The 13,587-nt window shown below is 67.3% G+C and carries 11 protein-coding genes and 1 tRNA gene; 7 read left to right on the top strand and 5 right to left on the bottom strand.

Translation table 11 applies throughout. The features are described 5' to 3' along the window. Window positions 1-137: 137 nt before the first annotated feature. The 5 genes from V2S85_RS21070 to V2S85_RS21050 all read left to right on the top strand — a co-directional run bounded on the left by V2S85_RS21070 (window position 138) and on the right by V2S85_RS21050 (window position 5,245). A complete protein-coding gene (locus tag V2S85_RS21070; RefSeq protein ID WP_330704777.1) occupies window positions 138-1,457 on the top strand; it encodes a replication-associated recombination protein A in 1,320 nt (439 codons plus the stop codon). Between the two features lie 202 nt (window positions 1,458-1,659). Then, window positions 1,660-2,544: a hypothetical protein gene (locus V2S85_RS21065; RefSeq protein WP_330704776.1), complete on the top strand. Its 885-nt coding sequence runs from the start codon at window positions 1,660-1,662 to the stop codon at window positions 2,542-2,544. A 39-nt stretch (window positions 2,545-2,583) separates the two neighbouring features. After that, complete coding sequence (locus V2S85_RS21060) at window positions 2,584-4,329, top strand: DUF885 domain-containing protein (RefSeq protein WP_330704775.1); 1,746 nt, start codon at window positions 2,584-2,586, stop codon at window positions 4,327-4,329. A gap of 78 nt (window positions 4,330-4,407) precedes the next feature. Further along, window positions 4,408-4,483, top strand: a tRNA-Thr gene (locus V2S85_RS21055). A gap of 102 nt (window positions 4,484-4,585) precedes the next feature. Then, window positions 4,586-5,245 carry a hypothetical protein gene (locus V2S85_RS21050; RefSeq protein WP_330704774.1) on the top strand — a complete coding sequence of 220 codons (660 nt, stop codon included), beginning with the start codon at window positions 4,586-4,588 and terminating at the stop codon, window positions 5,243-5,245. A 12-nt stretch (window positions 5,246-5,257) separates the two neighbouring features. Here V2S85_RS21050 and V2S85_RS21045 read toward each other — a convergent pair whose 3' ends face one another. The 3 genes from V2S85_RS21045 to V2S85_RS21035 all read right to left on the bottom strand — a co-directional run bounded on the left by V2S85_RS21045 (window position 5,258) and on the right by V2S85_RS21035 (window position 10,042). Beyond that, on the bottom strand, window positions 5,258-6,541 hold the full coding sequence (locus V2S85_RS21045; protein WP_419198221.1) for a spinster family MFS transporter: 1,284 nt from the start codon (window positions 6,539-6,541) through the stop codon (window positions 5,258-5,260). Window positions 6,542-6,677: 136 nt separating this feature from the next. Continuing rightward, on the bottom strand, window positions 6,678-7,544 hold the full coding sequence (locus V2S85_RS21040) for an alpha/beta hydrolase (protein ID WP_330704772.1): 867 nt from the start codon (window positions 7,542-7,544) through the stop codon (window positions 6,678-6,680). 149 nt (window positions 7,545-7,693) lie between these two features. Then, window positions 7,694-10,042: a TonB-dependent receptor gene (locus tag V2S85_RS21035; RefSeq protein WP_330704771.1), complete on the bottom strand. Its 2,349-nt coding sequence runs from the start codon at window positions 10,040-10,042 to the stop codon at window positions 7,694-7,696. Between the two features lie 111 nt (window positions 10,043-10,153). On the opposite strand from V2S85_RS21035, the gene V2S85_RS21030 reads away from it, so the two are divergent. Together V2S85_RS21030 and V2S85_RS21025 are read left to right on the top strand one after the other, a co-directional pair. Continuing rightward, window positions 10,154-10,771, top strand: a complete 618-nt coding sequence (locus V2S85_RS21030; protein WP_330704770.1) for a TetR/AcrR family transcriptional regulator — start codon at window positions 10,154-10,156, stop codon at window positions 10,769-10,771. Window positions 10,772-10,942: 171 nt separating this feature from the next. After that, window positions 10,943-11,581 carry a L,D-transpeptidase family protein gene (locus V2S85_RS21025; RefSeq protein WP_271182012.1) on the top strand — a complete coding sequence of 213 codons (639 nt, stop codon included), beginning with the start codon at window positions 10,943-10,945 and terminating at the stop codon, window positions 11,579-11,581. Here the strand turns inward: V2S85_RS21025 and tilS are convergent. Continuing rightward, window positions 11,578-12,567 (bottom strand): tRNA lysidine(34) synthetase TilS, encoded by a 990-nt coding sequence (gene tilS, locus V2S85_RS21020; protein ID WP_330704769.1) that lies wholly within the window; start codon window positions 12,565-12,567, stop codon window positions 11,578-11,580. The genes V2S85_RS21025 and tilS overlap by 4 nt on opposite strands. Then, a complete protein-coding gene (locus V2S85_RS21015) occupies window positions 12,548-13,519 on the bottom strand; it encodes a hypothetical protein (protein WP_330704768.1) in 972 nt (323 codons plus the stop codon). The genes tilS and V2S85_RS21015 overlap by 20 nt, the downstream gene beginning before the upstream one ends. Window positions 13,520-13,587: the final 68 nt, after the last annotated feature.

Here is a 13,587-nt window from a genome sequence, read left to right as displayed (position 1 = left end):
TTGACCAAAATGGCCCAGCGCTACGTCGGCAGGCCTTGAGATATCGACATATCCCTTCGCCCTGCCTCCTTGCGCTGAGCCATTTTGCCTCAAACCTCGATGGTGCCATTTATGAGTTTACGCCCTAAGTAGGCGTCATGGCCGACCTTTTTGCCGATGACCTGCCGCCGTCGACCCCTGACGAACTGCGCGAGGACGCCCCCCTCGCCGACCGCTTGCGTCCGCGCGACCTCAGCGAAGTGGTCGGGCAAGAGCATCTGACCGGCCCCGACGGCGCGATCGGGCGCATGGTGGCGGCGGGGCGGCTGTCCTCGATGATCCTGTGGGGGCCGCCCGGCACCGGCAAGACCAGCATTGCCCGCCTGCTCGCCGCCGCCGTGGGCATGCGCTTCGCCGCCGTCTCCGCCGTGTTCTCGGGCGTGGCGGACCTCAAGAAAGCCTTCGCCGAGGCCGACGTGGCCGCGAAGGCGGGCCAGCGCACCCTGCTGTTCGTAGACGAGATCCACCGCTTCAACCGCGCCCAGCAGGACGGCTTCCTGCCCTTCGTCGAGCGCGGCACGGTGACGCTGGTGGGCGCGACGACCGAGAACCCCAGCTTCGCGCTCAACGCCGCGCTTCTGAGCCGCGCGCAGGTGCTGATCCTCCACCGCCTCGACGCCGCCGCGCTGAATGCGCTGCTGGCCAAGGGCGAGGACCTGGAAGGCCCCCTGCCCGTCACTGCGGAAGCGCGCGAGGCGCTGGTCGCCTCGGCCGACGGCGACGGGCGCTTCCTGCTCAACCAGGCCGAGACGCTCTATGCGGCGAAGATTCCGCAGCCGCTCGATCCGGCGGGGCTCGGCCAGTTCCTGCAGCGGCGCATGGCGGTCTACGACAAGGACCGCGACGGGCACTACAACCTCATCTCCGCGCTGCACAAATCCGTGCGCGGATCGGACCCGCAGGCCGCGCTCTACTACATGGCGCGGATGCTGACGGCGGGCGAGGAGCCGCTGTTCGTGCTGCGCCGCCTCGTCCGCATGGCCAGCGAGGACATCGGCATGGCCGACCCTCAGGCGCTGGTGCAATGCCTTGCCGCCAAGCAGGCTTATGAATTCCTGGGCTCTCCCGAGGGTGAGCTGGCGATCGTGCAGGCCTGCATCTACGTGGCGACCGCGCCGAAATCGAACGCGGCCTACATGGCGTTCAAGTCCTCGTTCAAGGCCGCGCGGGAGACCGGGTCGGTCAGCCCGCCGCAGAACATCCTCAACGCGCCGACCAAGCTGATGAAGGATATCGGCTACGGCAAGGACTACGCGTACGACCACGATGCGCCCGATGCCTTCTCCGGCGACGACTACTGGCCCGAGGAGATGGGGCCGCAGGTCTACTACGAACCCGTCGAGCGCGGCTTCGAGCGCGAGGTGAAGAAGCGCCTCGAATGGTGGGACAAGAAGCGCGCCGAGCGGCGGGCGGAGTGACCTCGCGACCAATACCTCGTCACCCTGAACTTGTTTCAGGGTCCATTTCGCCGCCGATACAGCGCCGCGATTTCGTAAGCCGCCAGTGCCGCTGGTGACCTGCACTGGCAACCCGCGCTGCCCGATGGACCCTGAAACAAGTTCAGGGTGACGACATGGTGGATGCCATGCCATCGCCTCGCATTCCCGGTCAGGATAACCCATGCACTTCCGCCACTTCATCGCCATCGACTGGTCCGGCGCACTGGGCGAGCGCCAGAAAGGCATCGCCGTCGCCTCGTGCGAAAGCGGCGACGCCCCGCCCCGCCTGCTGCGCCCCGCCGCCCACGCCGCATGGTCCCGCGCCGACGTGCTCGACCTGCTGCTCGGTCACTTGCCGCAAGACACCCTCGTCGGCCTCGACCTCGGCATATCGCTGCCTTTCGCCGACGCGGGCGCGTTCTTCCCCGGCTGGGCGGACAGCCCGCCGGATGCCCGCGCGCTCTGGACGCTGATCGACGCCATCTGCGCCGAAGACCCGCACCTCTCGGCCTCCAGCTTCGTCGATCACATCGATCTCAGCGCCTACTTCCGCCGCCACGGCGCGCGCGAGGGGGCGCATTTCCACCTCCCCGGCGCGCTCCACAAGCGCGGCCGCATGCGCGTGACCGAGGAAGCGCAGGCCCGCGCCGGATGCCGCCCCTATTCCAACTTCAACCTCGTCGGCGCGGCGCAGGTCGGCAAGTCGAGCCTGACGGGCATGCGCCTGCTCCACCGTCTGCAAGGCCGGGTGCCGGTCTGGCCAATCGACCCGCTGCCTGCGAGCGGCTCGGTGGTGACCGAGATCTACACCACCCTCGCCGCCGTAGAGGCCGGGCGCACCGCAGGCCGCGCCAAGATGACCGACCACGCCGCGCTCGATGCGGCGCTCGAAACCCTGGGATCACGGCCGACGCGCGGAGAAGGCCCGATCGACGACCACAGCGCCGACGCCCTCCTCACCGCCGCCTGGCTGCGCGTCGCGGCCCCGCGCGCGGACTTGTGGCAACCCGCTGAACTCACGCCCGAACTCGCCCGCACCGAGGGCTGGACCTTCGGCGCGCGCTGACGCACAACCGCTCCCATAAGCACAGGGAGCCTCCCCCCAATGAAGTCCATCCTGCTGGCGGGCATCGCCTGCCTCACCCTTTCCGCCTGCGCCACGACGATGGCCGACGATCGCCGCGCCGACGCCGCCGTGGATGCCGTGCAAGTGGCGGAGCGAACCGCTCCCGCGCCGACGTGGAAGAGCTTCGTCGATGGCACGATCGAAGACTGGTTCGAAACCGACCCCGCCTTCGCGATCTACGAAGGCGCGCACAAGTACGACGGCCGCCTGCCCGATTGGAGCGACGCCGGGCTCAAGGCCCGCTCCGCCTTCCTGCACTCCGTCATCGACAAGGCGGCCCAGTTCACCGCCCTCTCCGAAGCCGACCGCTTCGAACGCGACTATCTGGTGCAGGTCGCCAAGGGCCAGCTGTTCTGGCTGGAGGACGCCGACCAGCCGCACACCAACCCCGCCTACTACATCAACGGCGGCCTCGACCCGAACGTCTACGTCAGCCGCGACTATGCCGACAAGCCGACGCGGATGAAGGCGATGATCGCATTCTTCAAGGCGGTGGCGGCGCAGGCCCCCAACATCCGCGCAAACCTGCCCGCCGCGATACCCGCCAGCTTCATCAAGCTGGGCACCGACGGCTTCGGCGGCTTTGCCGACTACTACCGCGGCGATGCCCGCGCCGCCTTCGCCGACGTCGCCGACCCGGCGCTGCAGGCCGAGTTCAAGGCCGCGTCCGAAGCCGCCGCCGTCGCCATGAAGGGCGTCGCCGACCAGGTCGCCAAGGCCACCCCGACGCAGGATTTCGCGCTCGGCGCCGACACGTTTGCGCGCATGGTGCTTGCGACCGAAGGCGTCGATGCCACGCTCGATACGCTGGAGGCGGCGGGGAAGGCCGACCTCCTGCGCAACCAGCAGGCGCTGAAACTGGCCTGCGCGAAGTACACGCCGGGCAAGACCATCCAACAATGCTTCGACAAGATGCGCGCCGACAAGCCCAACGACGGCCCCGTCGCCGAGGCGCGGCGCGAGATTCCGCAGCTCGCCGAATTCGTCCGCAGCCACGACATCGCGACGATCCCCGGCACGAAGATGGCGATGGTCGAGGAAAGCCCGCCCTACAACCGCGCGAACTCCGCCTACATCGACCCGCCGGGGCCGCTGGAGAACGGCGGCTCGTCGATCTACTACATCTCGCCGCCGGACCCGGCGTGGTCGAAGCAGATGCAGATGGACTACATCCCCGGCAAGGCGGACCTGCTGTTCACCACCGTCCACGAGGTGATGCCGGGCCACTACCTACAGTTCCTCCATTCGAACGCGGCGCCCTCGATCGTGGGCAAGCTGTTCGTCGGCTACGCCTTCGCCGAAGGCTGGGCGCACTATGCCGAGGAGATGATGCTGGAGGCGGGGCTGGGTGACGGCGATCCCGGCGTGCAGGTGGGCCAGATCTCCAACGCCCTGCTGCGCAACTGCCGCTATCTCTCGGCGATCGGCCTGCATGCGCGCGGGATGACGCAGGCGCAGTCGAAGACGATGTTCATGGAGCAGTGCTACCAGGACGCCGGCACCGCCGAACAGCAGGCCGCGCGCGGCACGTACGATCCGGCCTACCTCAACTACACGCTGGGCAAGCTGATGATCCGCAAGCTGCGCACCGACTGGACCGCGACGCGCGGCGGGCGCTCGGCATGGAAGGCGTTCCACGACGAATTCCTCAGCCACGGCGGCCCGGCGATCCCGCTACTGCGCCAGACGATGATGAACGAGCCCGCTCCGCACGCGGTATTCTGATTATAGGCTTTACCGGCGCCCCCCGCTCGCGGTAAGGGCGCCGGACTTGCTTCGCGAAACGACGTTTCCCGAGCGGGCGCCGGCTTAGCTCAGTTGGTAGAGCACCTGATTTGTAATCAGGGGGCCGCGGGTTCGAATCCTGCAGCCGGCACCACCGCCTTTTTCGTAGGGTCTGCATCGATACTGCGGATTTTTCTCGCACATCTGCGCCGCTTACCCTGATCGGGGTATGACGCCCGGAATTCCGACATGAAGTATGCGTCCGCCGATCGGTCATGGGAATAGCGGAGGCGGATTGATGTGGGCGAGCTATGACAAGGGACAGAGTAAGACCATCGAGAACCGGATGAGTCCGGGCGATCGTGCCGAGGCGGAACGGTTATCCAATGATCTGCGCGACCTCTTCGCGCAGTTAAAGACCGCCAAAGGCCAGCTAGCGATCGCCATCCAGAAGTACAACAAGAAGACGCCGCGAGAGGATCTCGTTCGAAACTACGCAGATCTTGCCATCATCGCCGGCGCAGTAATCGCCGCGAAGCCAGCTTTGCGTAGCTTCGTCGTGGAAAAGGCAAAGAATTTCGCGATTGACACCGCGAAGGACAAGGCAACCGAAGCCGCCGTCGAAACCGTCGTTGTCGATAAATCGACGAGTGAAACGATACTCAAAATCATGGACATCGTAATGTCCGAAACCCCTTGGCTGGCCGCGCTGAAGGCCTCGGCGCCCACCGAACTGGGTCGGGGTGACGACAAACCGAACGAGGTGCAGTATCGCGAGGACCAAATCAGCGAGATCGACGAGAAGATATCATCGAAATTCTTCATGCTGACGATGATCCTGAACAAATACGACCCAGTCTATCTACAGGGATCCGCGCAGATACAAGGACCACAGATGCGTGCGGCACCGCGCTAGCGGTCAGCACACTCACGCTGAAATCGACGCGGGCTCCGCCACCCACTCCCTGCGCAGGCCCGGCCCCGCCAGAGTCATCAGCAGCGCCGCCAGCAGGTAGAGCACCAGCGCGAACAGCATGGAATAGCGCAGCGATTCGGCGCCCCATACCGGGGCCAGCGCCTTCGACAGCGCGCCCAGCGCATAGATGCCGCCGCCAAGGCCGATCAGGTTGTTGATGAGCAGGAACAGCGCCGAGGCCGTCGCGCGGGCAGGCGGGTCGACGAGGTGCTGGATCGCGCCGGTCACCGGGCCGAGCCAGAAGTAGGCCAGCACCTGCGGGATCAGGAACAGCACGAAGGCGACCGGCACGCTGGTCGTCCAGATACCGCCCGCATAGAGCGGCACCGCCAGCACGAAGCCGATCGCGGGGACGCGGCCGTACCACGCGCGGTCGCCCTTCCCCAGGCGGTCCGCCAGCGCGCCGCCGGTCAGCACACCGACCGTCCCGCCCAGCAGCAATACCGCGCCGAAGAACCATGACGTCTCGACGAGGGTGAGGTGGAAGCTGCGCTGCAGCAGGCTCGGCAGCCAGAACGCGACGCCGTAGCCGAGCATCGAGCTGGACGCCGCACCGAAGCTGAGGAACCAGAACGCCCGCTTGCGCGCCAGCGTGGCGAAGACCTCTGCGAAGCGCACGGTCGGCGCGGAGACAGGGCGCGGCTTGTCCTTCACCACCAGCTTGAACAGCGGCGCGATCAGGATGCCGCACAGGCCCACGATGAGGAACGCCGTGCGCCAGTCCACCGCCTGCGCCACGTAGCCGCCCGCCATCACCCCCGCCGCCGAGCCGAGCGGAATACCCAGCGAATAGACCGAGAGCGCGAAAGCGCGGCGCTCGCTGGGGAAATGGTCGCCGATCACCGCATAGCTGGGGGCCACGCCGCCCGCCTCGCCGACACCGACGCCGAGGCGGGCGAGGAAGATGTGCCAGAACCCCGTCGCCATCGCGCAGGCGGAAGTGAACACGCTCCATACCACCAGCGACCCGGTGATGACCCAGGACCGGCTCGTGCGGTCGGCCACCCAGGCCAGCGGCACGCCCAGAGTCGAATAGAGGATCGCGAAGGCGAGCCCGCCCAGCATTCCCATCTGCGCGTCGTCGAGCCTGAGGTCCGCCTGGATCGGCCCGGCGAGGATCGAGAGAATCTGCCGGTCGACGAAGTTGAACACGTAGACCAGCAGCAGCATCGCCAGCACGAGGCGAGGAGACGTGTTTTGCGGCACCGCAGCACTGACCGACGAGTTCAACTGCATCTCCATACCCCTCTTGCCCGTCATCCCCGCGAAGGCGGGGACCCATCTGATGCCGGTGCAACAGGCAATGTCAGGAGATGGGTTCCCGCCTTCGCGGGAATGACGGAGTGTTTCAACTCGACTCAACGCACGGAATTCAGGTCACGTGCTCCTTGCAAAACGCCTCGATCGCGGCCAGCACCACCGGCTCGTCGAGGATCGGGGCGTGGCCGACGCGCGGCACTTCCACCGCCGCATAAGGCCCCGAATGGCGGCGCGCCATCTCTTCCACCGTGGCGGTGCTCAGCAAGTCCGACAATGCACCGCGCACCACCAGCACCGGCACCGTATCGAGCAGTTGCCACAAGGGCCACAGGTCCGGCGGCACGGTCTGCGGGTCATCGCCTGCGATGCTTTCGGAAATCGCCGGGTCATATGCGAAGGAGACGGTGCCGTCGGCGTTCTCCCGCGCGATGCGGCGGGCGAAGGCGTCCCACTGCGCTCCGCCAAAATCAGGAAAGGCCGGGGCGTTGATGGCGCGGGTGCGGGCGGCGGCCTCGGTCCAGTCGGCCATCTTGCCGCCGGGTCCGACGTAGCCCTGTATCCGCGCGAGGCCCGCCGGGTCGAGCACCGGGCCGATGTCGTTGAATATCACCGCCTGCGCGAGGTCAGGCCGCAGCGCCTGCATCACCATCGCCATGAGCCCGCCCATGGAAGTGCCGACCAGCCCGGCGCGGCTGACGCCAAGGTCATCCATCAGCGCCAGCATGTCCTGCGCGTAGACGTCCGGCCGGTACTGTGCGGGGTCCGGATCCCACTGCGAGGCCCCTCGCCCGCGCTGGTCGGGCACGATCATGCGGTAGCGCCCGGCGAGCTTGTCCAGCAGCGGCTCAAAGTCCGCGCTGTTGCGGGTGAGGCCGTGCATCATCAGCAGCACGGGCGCACCCTCGTGTGCAGGGTAGTCCCGGGCGACGAGGTCGAGCCGGCCGTCGGCGCTGCGATAATGATGGACGCGGTGGTCCATAGTCGGTGTTCCTTGTTCGTCCCGGACTTGCCGAGGGGGCTTCGAAGGCTGTGCCTGACCCTTCGACAGGCTTAGGGTGAGCGGGGTTGGTGAGAAACCCTCTCAACTCCGCTCAGGCTGAGCTTGTCGAAGCCCTCTCGTCACAGCCCTCAGAACTCCAGCGTCGCGGTCGCGAAGACCTGGCGCGGGTTGCCGTAATAGGCGGTCAGCGTGCCCTCGGTGCCGAGCGAGGGAATGAACCGGCCATCGGGTGCCGTCAGGAGCGCCCCGGTCACCGGGTTGGTTGCCAGGAACGTGTAGCCCGAGGTCTTGTAGCGCTTGTCGAACAGGTTCTTGCCGTGGACGCCAAGGCTCCAGCGACCGCCCGGCGCGGTGTAGACGAGGCTCGCATCGACCAGCCCGAAGCCCTTCTGGTCGAGATAGGGGTTGGGAATCTCGAACTGATAGACCTTGCTGCGATACGAGTAGGTCGTGCTGAGATCGAGATCGCCGCCGCCCACCGGGGTCGAGTAGGCGAGCGTGCCGCTGGCGGTCCACTTGGGCGTGTTCTGCACCTTGCGGTTATCGGCCACGTCGGTGGGCGTCGAGGCGATGTTGGCGATATATTCCTTGTACTGCGCATCGATGTAACCAAGCGCGCCCGACAGGCTCAGCCGGTCGCCAGAGGTCATCAGATCGCGCCCCAGCCGCGCATTGGCTTCCAGTTCGAAGCCCTTGAAGCGCGCCTTGCCGGCATTGGTGATGATGCCGCAGAAGGTCTGCACCCCGCCCACGGTGCAGCCGGCAGAGCCGGGGATCTGCACGTCCTTGTAGTCCATGTAGAACCCGGCCGCCGCGATGTAGAGCGCACCGCCGAAGAGGTTGCCCTTGTAGCCGACCTCGTAGCTGTCCACCGTCTCCGGCTGGAAGCTGAGGTAATCGGCGATATCGGCATCGGTGGGAGCAGTCCCAGGCGTCGAGGGGGTCGCGTTGACGCCGACGCCGCGCGGGTCGAAGCCACCGCCCTTGAAGCCCTGGCTGTAGCTCGCGTAGATGTTGTGGTCCGGCGTCGGCTTGAAGCTGAGCGAGGCACGCGGCGTGAACTTGTCGAACTTCGCCTTGCCGGAGAAATTGGTTTGCGGCGCCCCCGCCGGCACCCCCGCCCCGCCGAATACCGGCGAGCCACCGCCGAGATAGTTTTGCCGCAATATCTGCGCCTTGCGCTCGTCCCAGGTATAGCGCCCGCCGACCGCGAGGCTCAGTTGCTCGGTGAAGTCGAACGTGAAGTCGCCGAAGATCGCGAACGTGTTTGTATCGACATCAGCGCGGGTGAAAGCGGTGAATCCGTTCAGGGCCGTGAACAGCCGCACATCAAAGTCGGTGTCGGCCTTGGCGGTCAGGTAATAGGCGCCCAACAGGCCCTGCACCATGCCGCCATCGTCCCACAGCAACTGGACTTCCTGGCTCATCTGCTCGTTGCGGTAGTAGGCGGGCACGTCCACGTCGACGGCGGGCAGCGCGTCGAAGTCGATCGGCGAGGCCGAGTTGTCCTTGCGCCACGAACTGATCGAGCGGAACGTCAGCGCGTCGGTCAGTTCGGCGGTGGCGTTGATCGCGAGGCCATAGGCTTCCACCACCTGCCGCGGATCGTTGAGGCCGCCGCGCGTGTCGTAGACGTCATCCAGCACCGGCGCGCCCGAGACGTAGCCCGGGATCAGGCGGTGACCGCCGCGCGCATTGGACTTGTCCTTGGTGTAGTCGCCCGAGATGCGGATCAGCACCGGCTCGCCATAACCGCCGATGTCGACGCTGGCGCGGCCCGCCCAGATGTCCTTGTTGTAGTTGTCCTGCCCCGTCGTCAGGTTCTTGCCGAAGCCGCCGCGCGACAACCGCGCCACCGATCCGCCGACGCGGATGAGGTCGCTGACCGGCGCCGAAGCCGTGGCGATCAGGTCGGCCTGGTCATAGCTGCCATAAGTCCCCTTCAGCTTGAAGGAGAAGTCCTGCGGCAACTGCTTCGTCACGTACTTCACCGCGCCGCCGATGGTGTTGCGGCCGTAGAGCGTGCCCTGCGGACCGCGCAGCACCTCGATCCGCTCGACGTCGTAGATATCGAGTACGGCGGCCTGCGGGCGGTTGAGGTAGACGTCGTCGAGGTAGATGCCCACGCCCTGCTCGAAGCCCGAGACCGGGTCCTGCTGGCCGACGCCGCGGATGAAGGCCGACAGCGTCGAGTTGGTCCCGCGAGAGGGCTCCAGCGTGACGTTGGGCGAGACGTTGGCGATCTCGGTAATGTCCACCGCGCCCGCCTTCGCCAACTGGTCTCCGCTGAAGCTGGAGACGGCGATCGGCACGTCCACCAGCCGCTCCTCGCGGCGCCTCGCGGTGACGATGATGTCGCCGCCTTCGGCAGCGGCTTGCGCTGCGGGGGCGCTGTCCTGCGCCATCGCCGGTGTCATGAAGCCGCCCGACAGAGCCAGCACACTCGAGGAAATCGCGAGGAATCGCACCCTTCGCATCACAGTCACTCCCATTCACGCTTCTTGTTGGCGCCCCTCATATTGATAGTTGAACCGAGTTTCAACTTTGAATGTTTGCCATGGCGCACGGTCCGGTCTAACTGTGTCATCGTGAGCACAGAAAAGCCTCCTGCCGAAGGTTCGGCCGCCAAGGCCCCGCGAACCGAGCGCGGGCGGCGCACCTTGCGCAAGCTGCTGGACGCCGCCGCCGTCGAGTTCGGCGAGCACGGCTTTCACGAAGCCTCGATCACCGGCATCACCCGCCGGGCGGGCACGGCGCTGGGCAGTTTCTACACCTACTTCAATTCCAAGGACGAAATCTTCCGCGCGCTGGTGGACGACCTCTCGGGCAAGGTCCGCGAAGCTGCGCGGAGCGCCCGGCAGCAGGATCTGCCCGCGCTGGAGACCGAACGAGCCTCGCTGACCGGATTCCTGCGCTTCGCCGCCGAGCACAAGGAAATCTACCGAATCATCGACGAGTGCGAGTTCGTCGATCCGGCCAGCTTCCGCCAGCACTACGAATCCACTGCCACCCGTATCCGCGAGCGCCTCTCCGAAGGCATCCGCAAGGGCGAACTGCGCGAAGGGCTGGGCGAGGCGCATGCCTGGGCGATCATGGGAATGAACGTGTTCCTCGGCCTGCGCTACGCGGTCTGGGGCGATGCGGAGGCGGAGGAGATCGCGGAACTGGCGAACTCGATCCTGCGCGAGGGGATCGTGAAACGTTAGCTTACGGCTCGCCCACCCCGTCCGGCTAGTTCGCTACGCTCTCAAGCCTCCCGGCCCTCCCGGCCCTCCCTCCTTCTCTGTCCACTTATACTGGCGCCTAACCGCCATTTACGCGATGCTAAGGCAGCCCTGCCAGAAGCGGATTCGCCAAAAGAATCGGAACATTACCAAGTGGACGCGCGCATCTTCCTCGCTTCGGGCTTCGTCGCCCTTGCCGCCATCGCCGGCGTGCTGATCGTCGCGTCCGAGCCCGACAAGCCCGCCCCCGCCTCGCTGGCCGAAGCAAAGCTGGCGCAGCCCGCGCCAAAACCTGCAGCAAAACCGCCGGTCCCCGCGAAGGACGAGCCCTTCGTCATCAAGCGCATCCTGCCGATCAAGGGCGCGATCAAATATGGCGAATGGCACTGGAACGAGCATGACGTGCCCCCCGGCCCGATCGTCGTCACCGTGGACCTCGATGCCCGCGTGATCTCGGTCTTCCGCGGCGGCTACGAGATCGGCGCGGCGGCGGTACTGCTGGGCACCGCGGACAAGCCGACCCCGCTGGGGATCTTCCCGATCACCCAGAAGGACAAGGACCACGTCTCCAACATCTACACCGGCGCGCCGATGCCCTACATGCAGCGCCTGACCAACGACGGCATCACCCTGCACGGCTCCGACGTGGCGCTGGGCTATGCCAGCCACGGCTGCGTGGGCATGCCCGACGCCTTCGCGGCAAAGCTGTTCGACACCACGAAGATCGGCGACAAGGTCTATATCACCAAGGGCAAGCAGGTCGGCATGGGCGACAGCCTGGTCGGGGGTTAACCTGTCCGCTTCGGCGCTCGCACCGGCGCCCTGGCAAAGCTCCACCCGCCCGCGTTGGGCCGCGCCACCAACTTGCCGATAGAGGCCGGCTGGCCCTGCGAAAGCCCATCGACCAGCCGCGCGATCGCCCCGCCCCGCGGATCCTCGCCGTCCAGTTCGCGCACGATCCGCGCCACCACCCGCAAGGCCACGGCGCGCGGCGCCTGCGGGCGGTACTTGAGGCCCATCGGCTCCTTCGTCACGCAGGATCGCCATTCGAGCGCCGCCATCCAGTCGAGCGCGGCGTCGGCCTCGGCGATATGCGCCGCGCTCTGGGCCACGGCGGCCACGTCGAGCCAGTCGGCGTCGGCCAGCGCCTTGCGGATGCGTACCCGGTCGAAGCGATCGTTGGCATTGCTGGGATCCTGCGCCGCGACGAGCCCCGCCGCCTCCACGACCGCACCCAGTTCGCCGCGCCGCCAGTCGAGCACCGGGCGCAGCAGCACCAGATCCGTGTCCGGCACCCGGCCCCGCGCGCGTGCTCCCGCCAGACCCGCGACACCGCTGGCCCGGTTGAGCCGCATCAGCAGCGTCTCGGCCTGGTCGTCGGCATGATGCGCGGTCGCCAGCGCCGCGATCCCCTGCCCGGCCGCCCACCGCGCCATCGCCGCATACCGCGCGGCCCGCGCCTCGGCCTGGACGTTGCCGGCGGCGACCTCGACCTTCAGGGTCTGGTGGGGAACGCCCAGCCCGGCGCAGATGCGCGCGACTTCGGCGGCCTCGTGCGCGCTTTCGGGGCGCAGGCCATGATCGACCGTCGCCGCCTCCACCCGCCCCGGCAGCGCCGCGTGGGCCAGCAGCAGCAGGCCGAGGCTGTCGGGCCCGCCTGACACCGCGATACCCAGCCGCGCCGCCTCGTCGTCGATCCGGTCAGGCCAGATCGCGGCGAGGCAGGCGTGGAAGCGCTCGACGCCCGGCAGGCTGCTCTCAGCTACAGGTGAGCCCATTGCGCGTGGTGTTGTAGAGGCCCGCCAGACGCCCGGCCGCTTCGGCCGCGTAGGTCTCGCTGAACTCGGCCAGCGCGATGCAGGCGCGCTTGGTGTCCTTGAGCTGCTTCATCGAGACCGCCAGGTACAGCAGGCTGTCCGAAGCGCGATCGCCGCGCTTGTCGGTCTGGAAGTTCTGCAGGAACCACTTGGCCGCCTCGCCCGGATTGCCGTCGTCCAGATAGGCGCGGCCCAGCAGGTTGCGGCCGAAGCTGGCGCGCGCATGCTTGGGATACTTTTCGAGGTACAGCTTCAGCTGCTGCTGCGCCTCGGGGTAGAACTTGGCCTCCCACAGGCGGAAGCCGTAGCTGTACTCGTCGTCGGCGGCGTCTGCCGACTGCGGCTTGACGATCGCCTTCACGGCATCGATCCGCGAATTGGAAGGCGCGGCCGGTCGAGGCGCCGCAGGGGTCGGCGCCGGACGAGGCGTGGCCGCGACCGGCGAGGGGGTCAGCGCAGGCACCGTCGTCCCGGTGGGCGCGGCGGGCGCCGGCGCGGCTCCGGGGCCGGGCACGAAGTCGTTCACCGGGGGGGCCGCCGCCGCCAGCTTGGCTTCCAGCTGGTTTATACGGTTGGTGTTCTGTTCGACCTGCGCGGTGAGCTGCGCCATCTGCGCCTCTACCGCATCCATGCGCGTGAGCACGTCGGTCAGCGGCGTGCTGGAGGGCACGCCCGGGGTCGGCGTGGGCGTCGGGGCAGCGTTGATCTGCGGTTCGAAGAACTTGCCGTCGCCGCCGGGGAAGACCTTGCGCTGCAGCGCGCGCACTTCCGCCTCGACCTTGTTGAGCCGCGCGCCGGTATTGGCGTCCTGCGCGAAGGCCGGGACCGTCCCGACCAGAACGAGGGAAACGGCGGCGGACGTCGCCAGCCAGCGCGTCCTGCGCCCGCAGATTGCCGCAAGGGTACGTGTCATCGCCAAATCATCTCCATGCCGGACTGCCTGCCGCGCGATGGCAGCGACGGGCCGAACCGGGGATTAAC

It is taken from the genome of Novosphingobium resinovorum (assembly GCF_036352595.1).
In the GTDB taxonomy this organism is placed as follows: Bacteria; Pseudomonadota; Alphaproteobacteria; order Sphingomonadales; family Sphingomonadaceae; genus Novosphingobium; species Novosphingobium resinovorum_B.
The sequence above is the reverse complement of the archived record's forward strand: the minus strand, read 5'-3'. Positions and strand labels throughout refer to the sequence as shown.

What these genes read in the sequence shown, in the direction of transcription:
- V2S85_RS21070 (WP_330704777.1), top strand. Translation starts at nt 138, where the DNA reads ATGGCCGACCTTTTTGCCGATGACCTGCCGCCGTCGACCCCTGACGAA.
- V2S85_RS21065 (WP_330704776.1), top strand. Translation starts at nt 1,660, where the DNA reads ATGCACTTCCGCCACTTCATCGCCATCGACTGGTCCGGCGCACTGGGC.
- V2S85_RS21060 (WP_330704775.1), top strand. Translation starts at nt 2,584, where the DNA reads ATGAAGTCCATCCTGCTGGCGGGCATCGCCTGCCTCACCCTTTCCGCC.
- V2S85_RS21050 (WP_330704774.1), top strand. Translation starts at nt 4,586, where the DNA reads ATGCGTCCGCCGATCGGTCATGGGAATAGCGGAGGCGGATTGATGTGG.
- V2S85_RS21045 (WP_419198221.1), bottom strand. Translation starts at nt 6,541, where the DNA reads ATGCAGTTGAACTCGTCGGTCAGTGCTGCGGTGCCGCAAAACACGTCT.
- V2S85_RS21040 (WP_330704772.1), bottom strand. Translation starts at nt 7,544, where the DNA reads ATGGACCACCGCGTCCATCATTATCGCAGCGCCGACGGCCGGCTCGAC.
- V2S85_RS21035 (WP_330704771.1), bottom strand. Translation starts at nt 10,042, where the DNA reads ATGCGAAGGGTGCGATTCCTCGCGATTTCCTCGAGTGTGCTGGCTCTG.
- tilS (WP_330704769.1), bottom strand. Translation starts at nt 12,567, where the DNA reads ATGGGCTCACCTGTAGCTGAGAGCAGCCTGCCGGGCGTCGAGCGCTTC.
- V2S85_RS21015 (WP_330704768.1), bottom strand. Translation starts at nt 13,519, where the DNA reads ATGACACGTACCCTTGCGGCAATCTGCGGGCGCAGGACGCGCTGGCTG.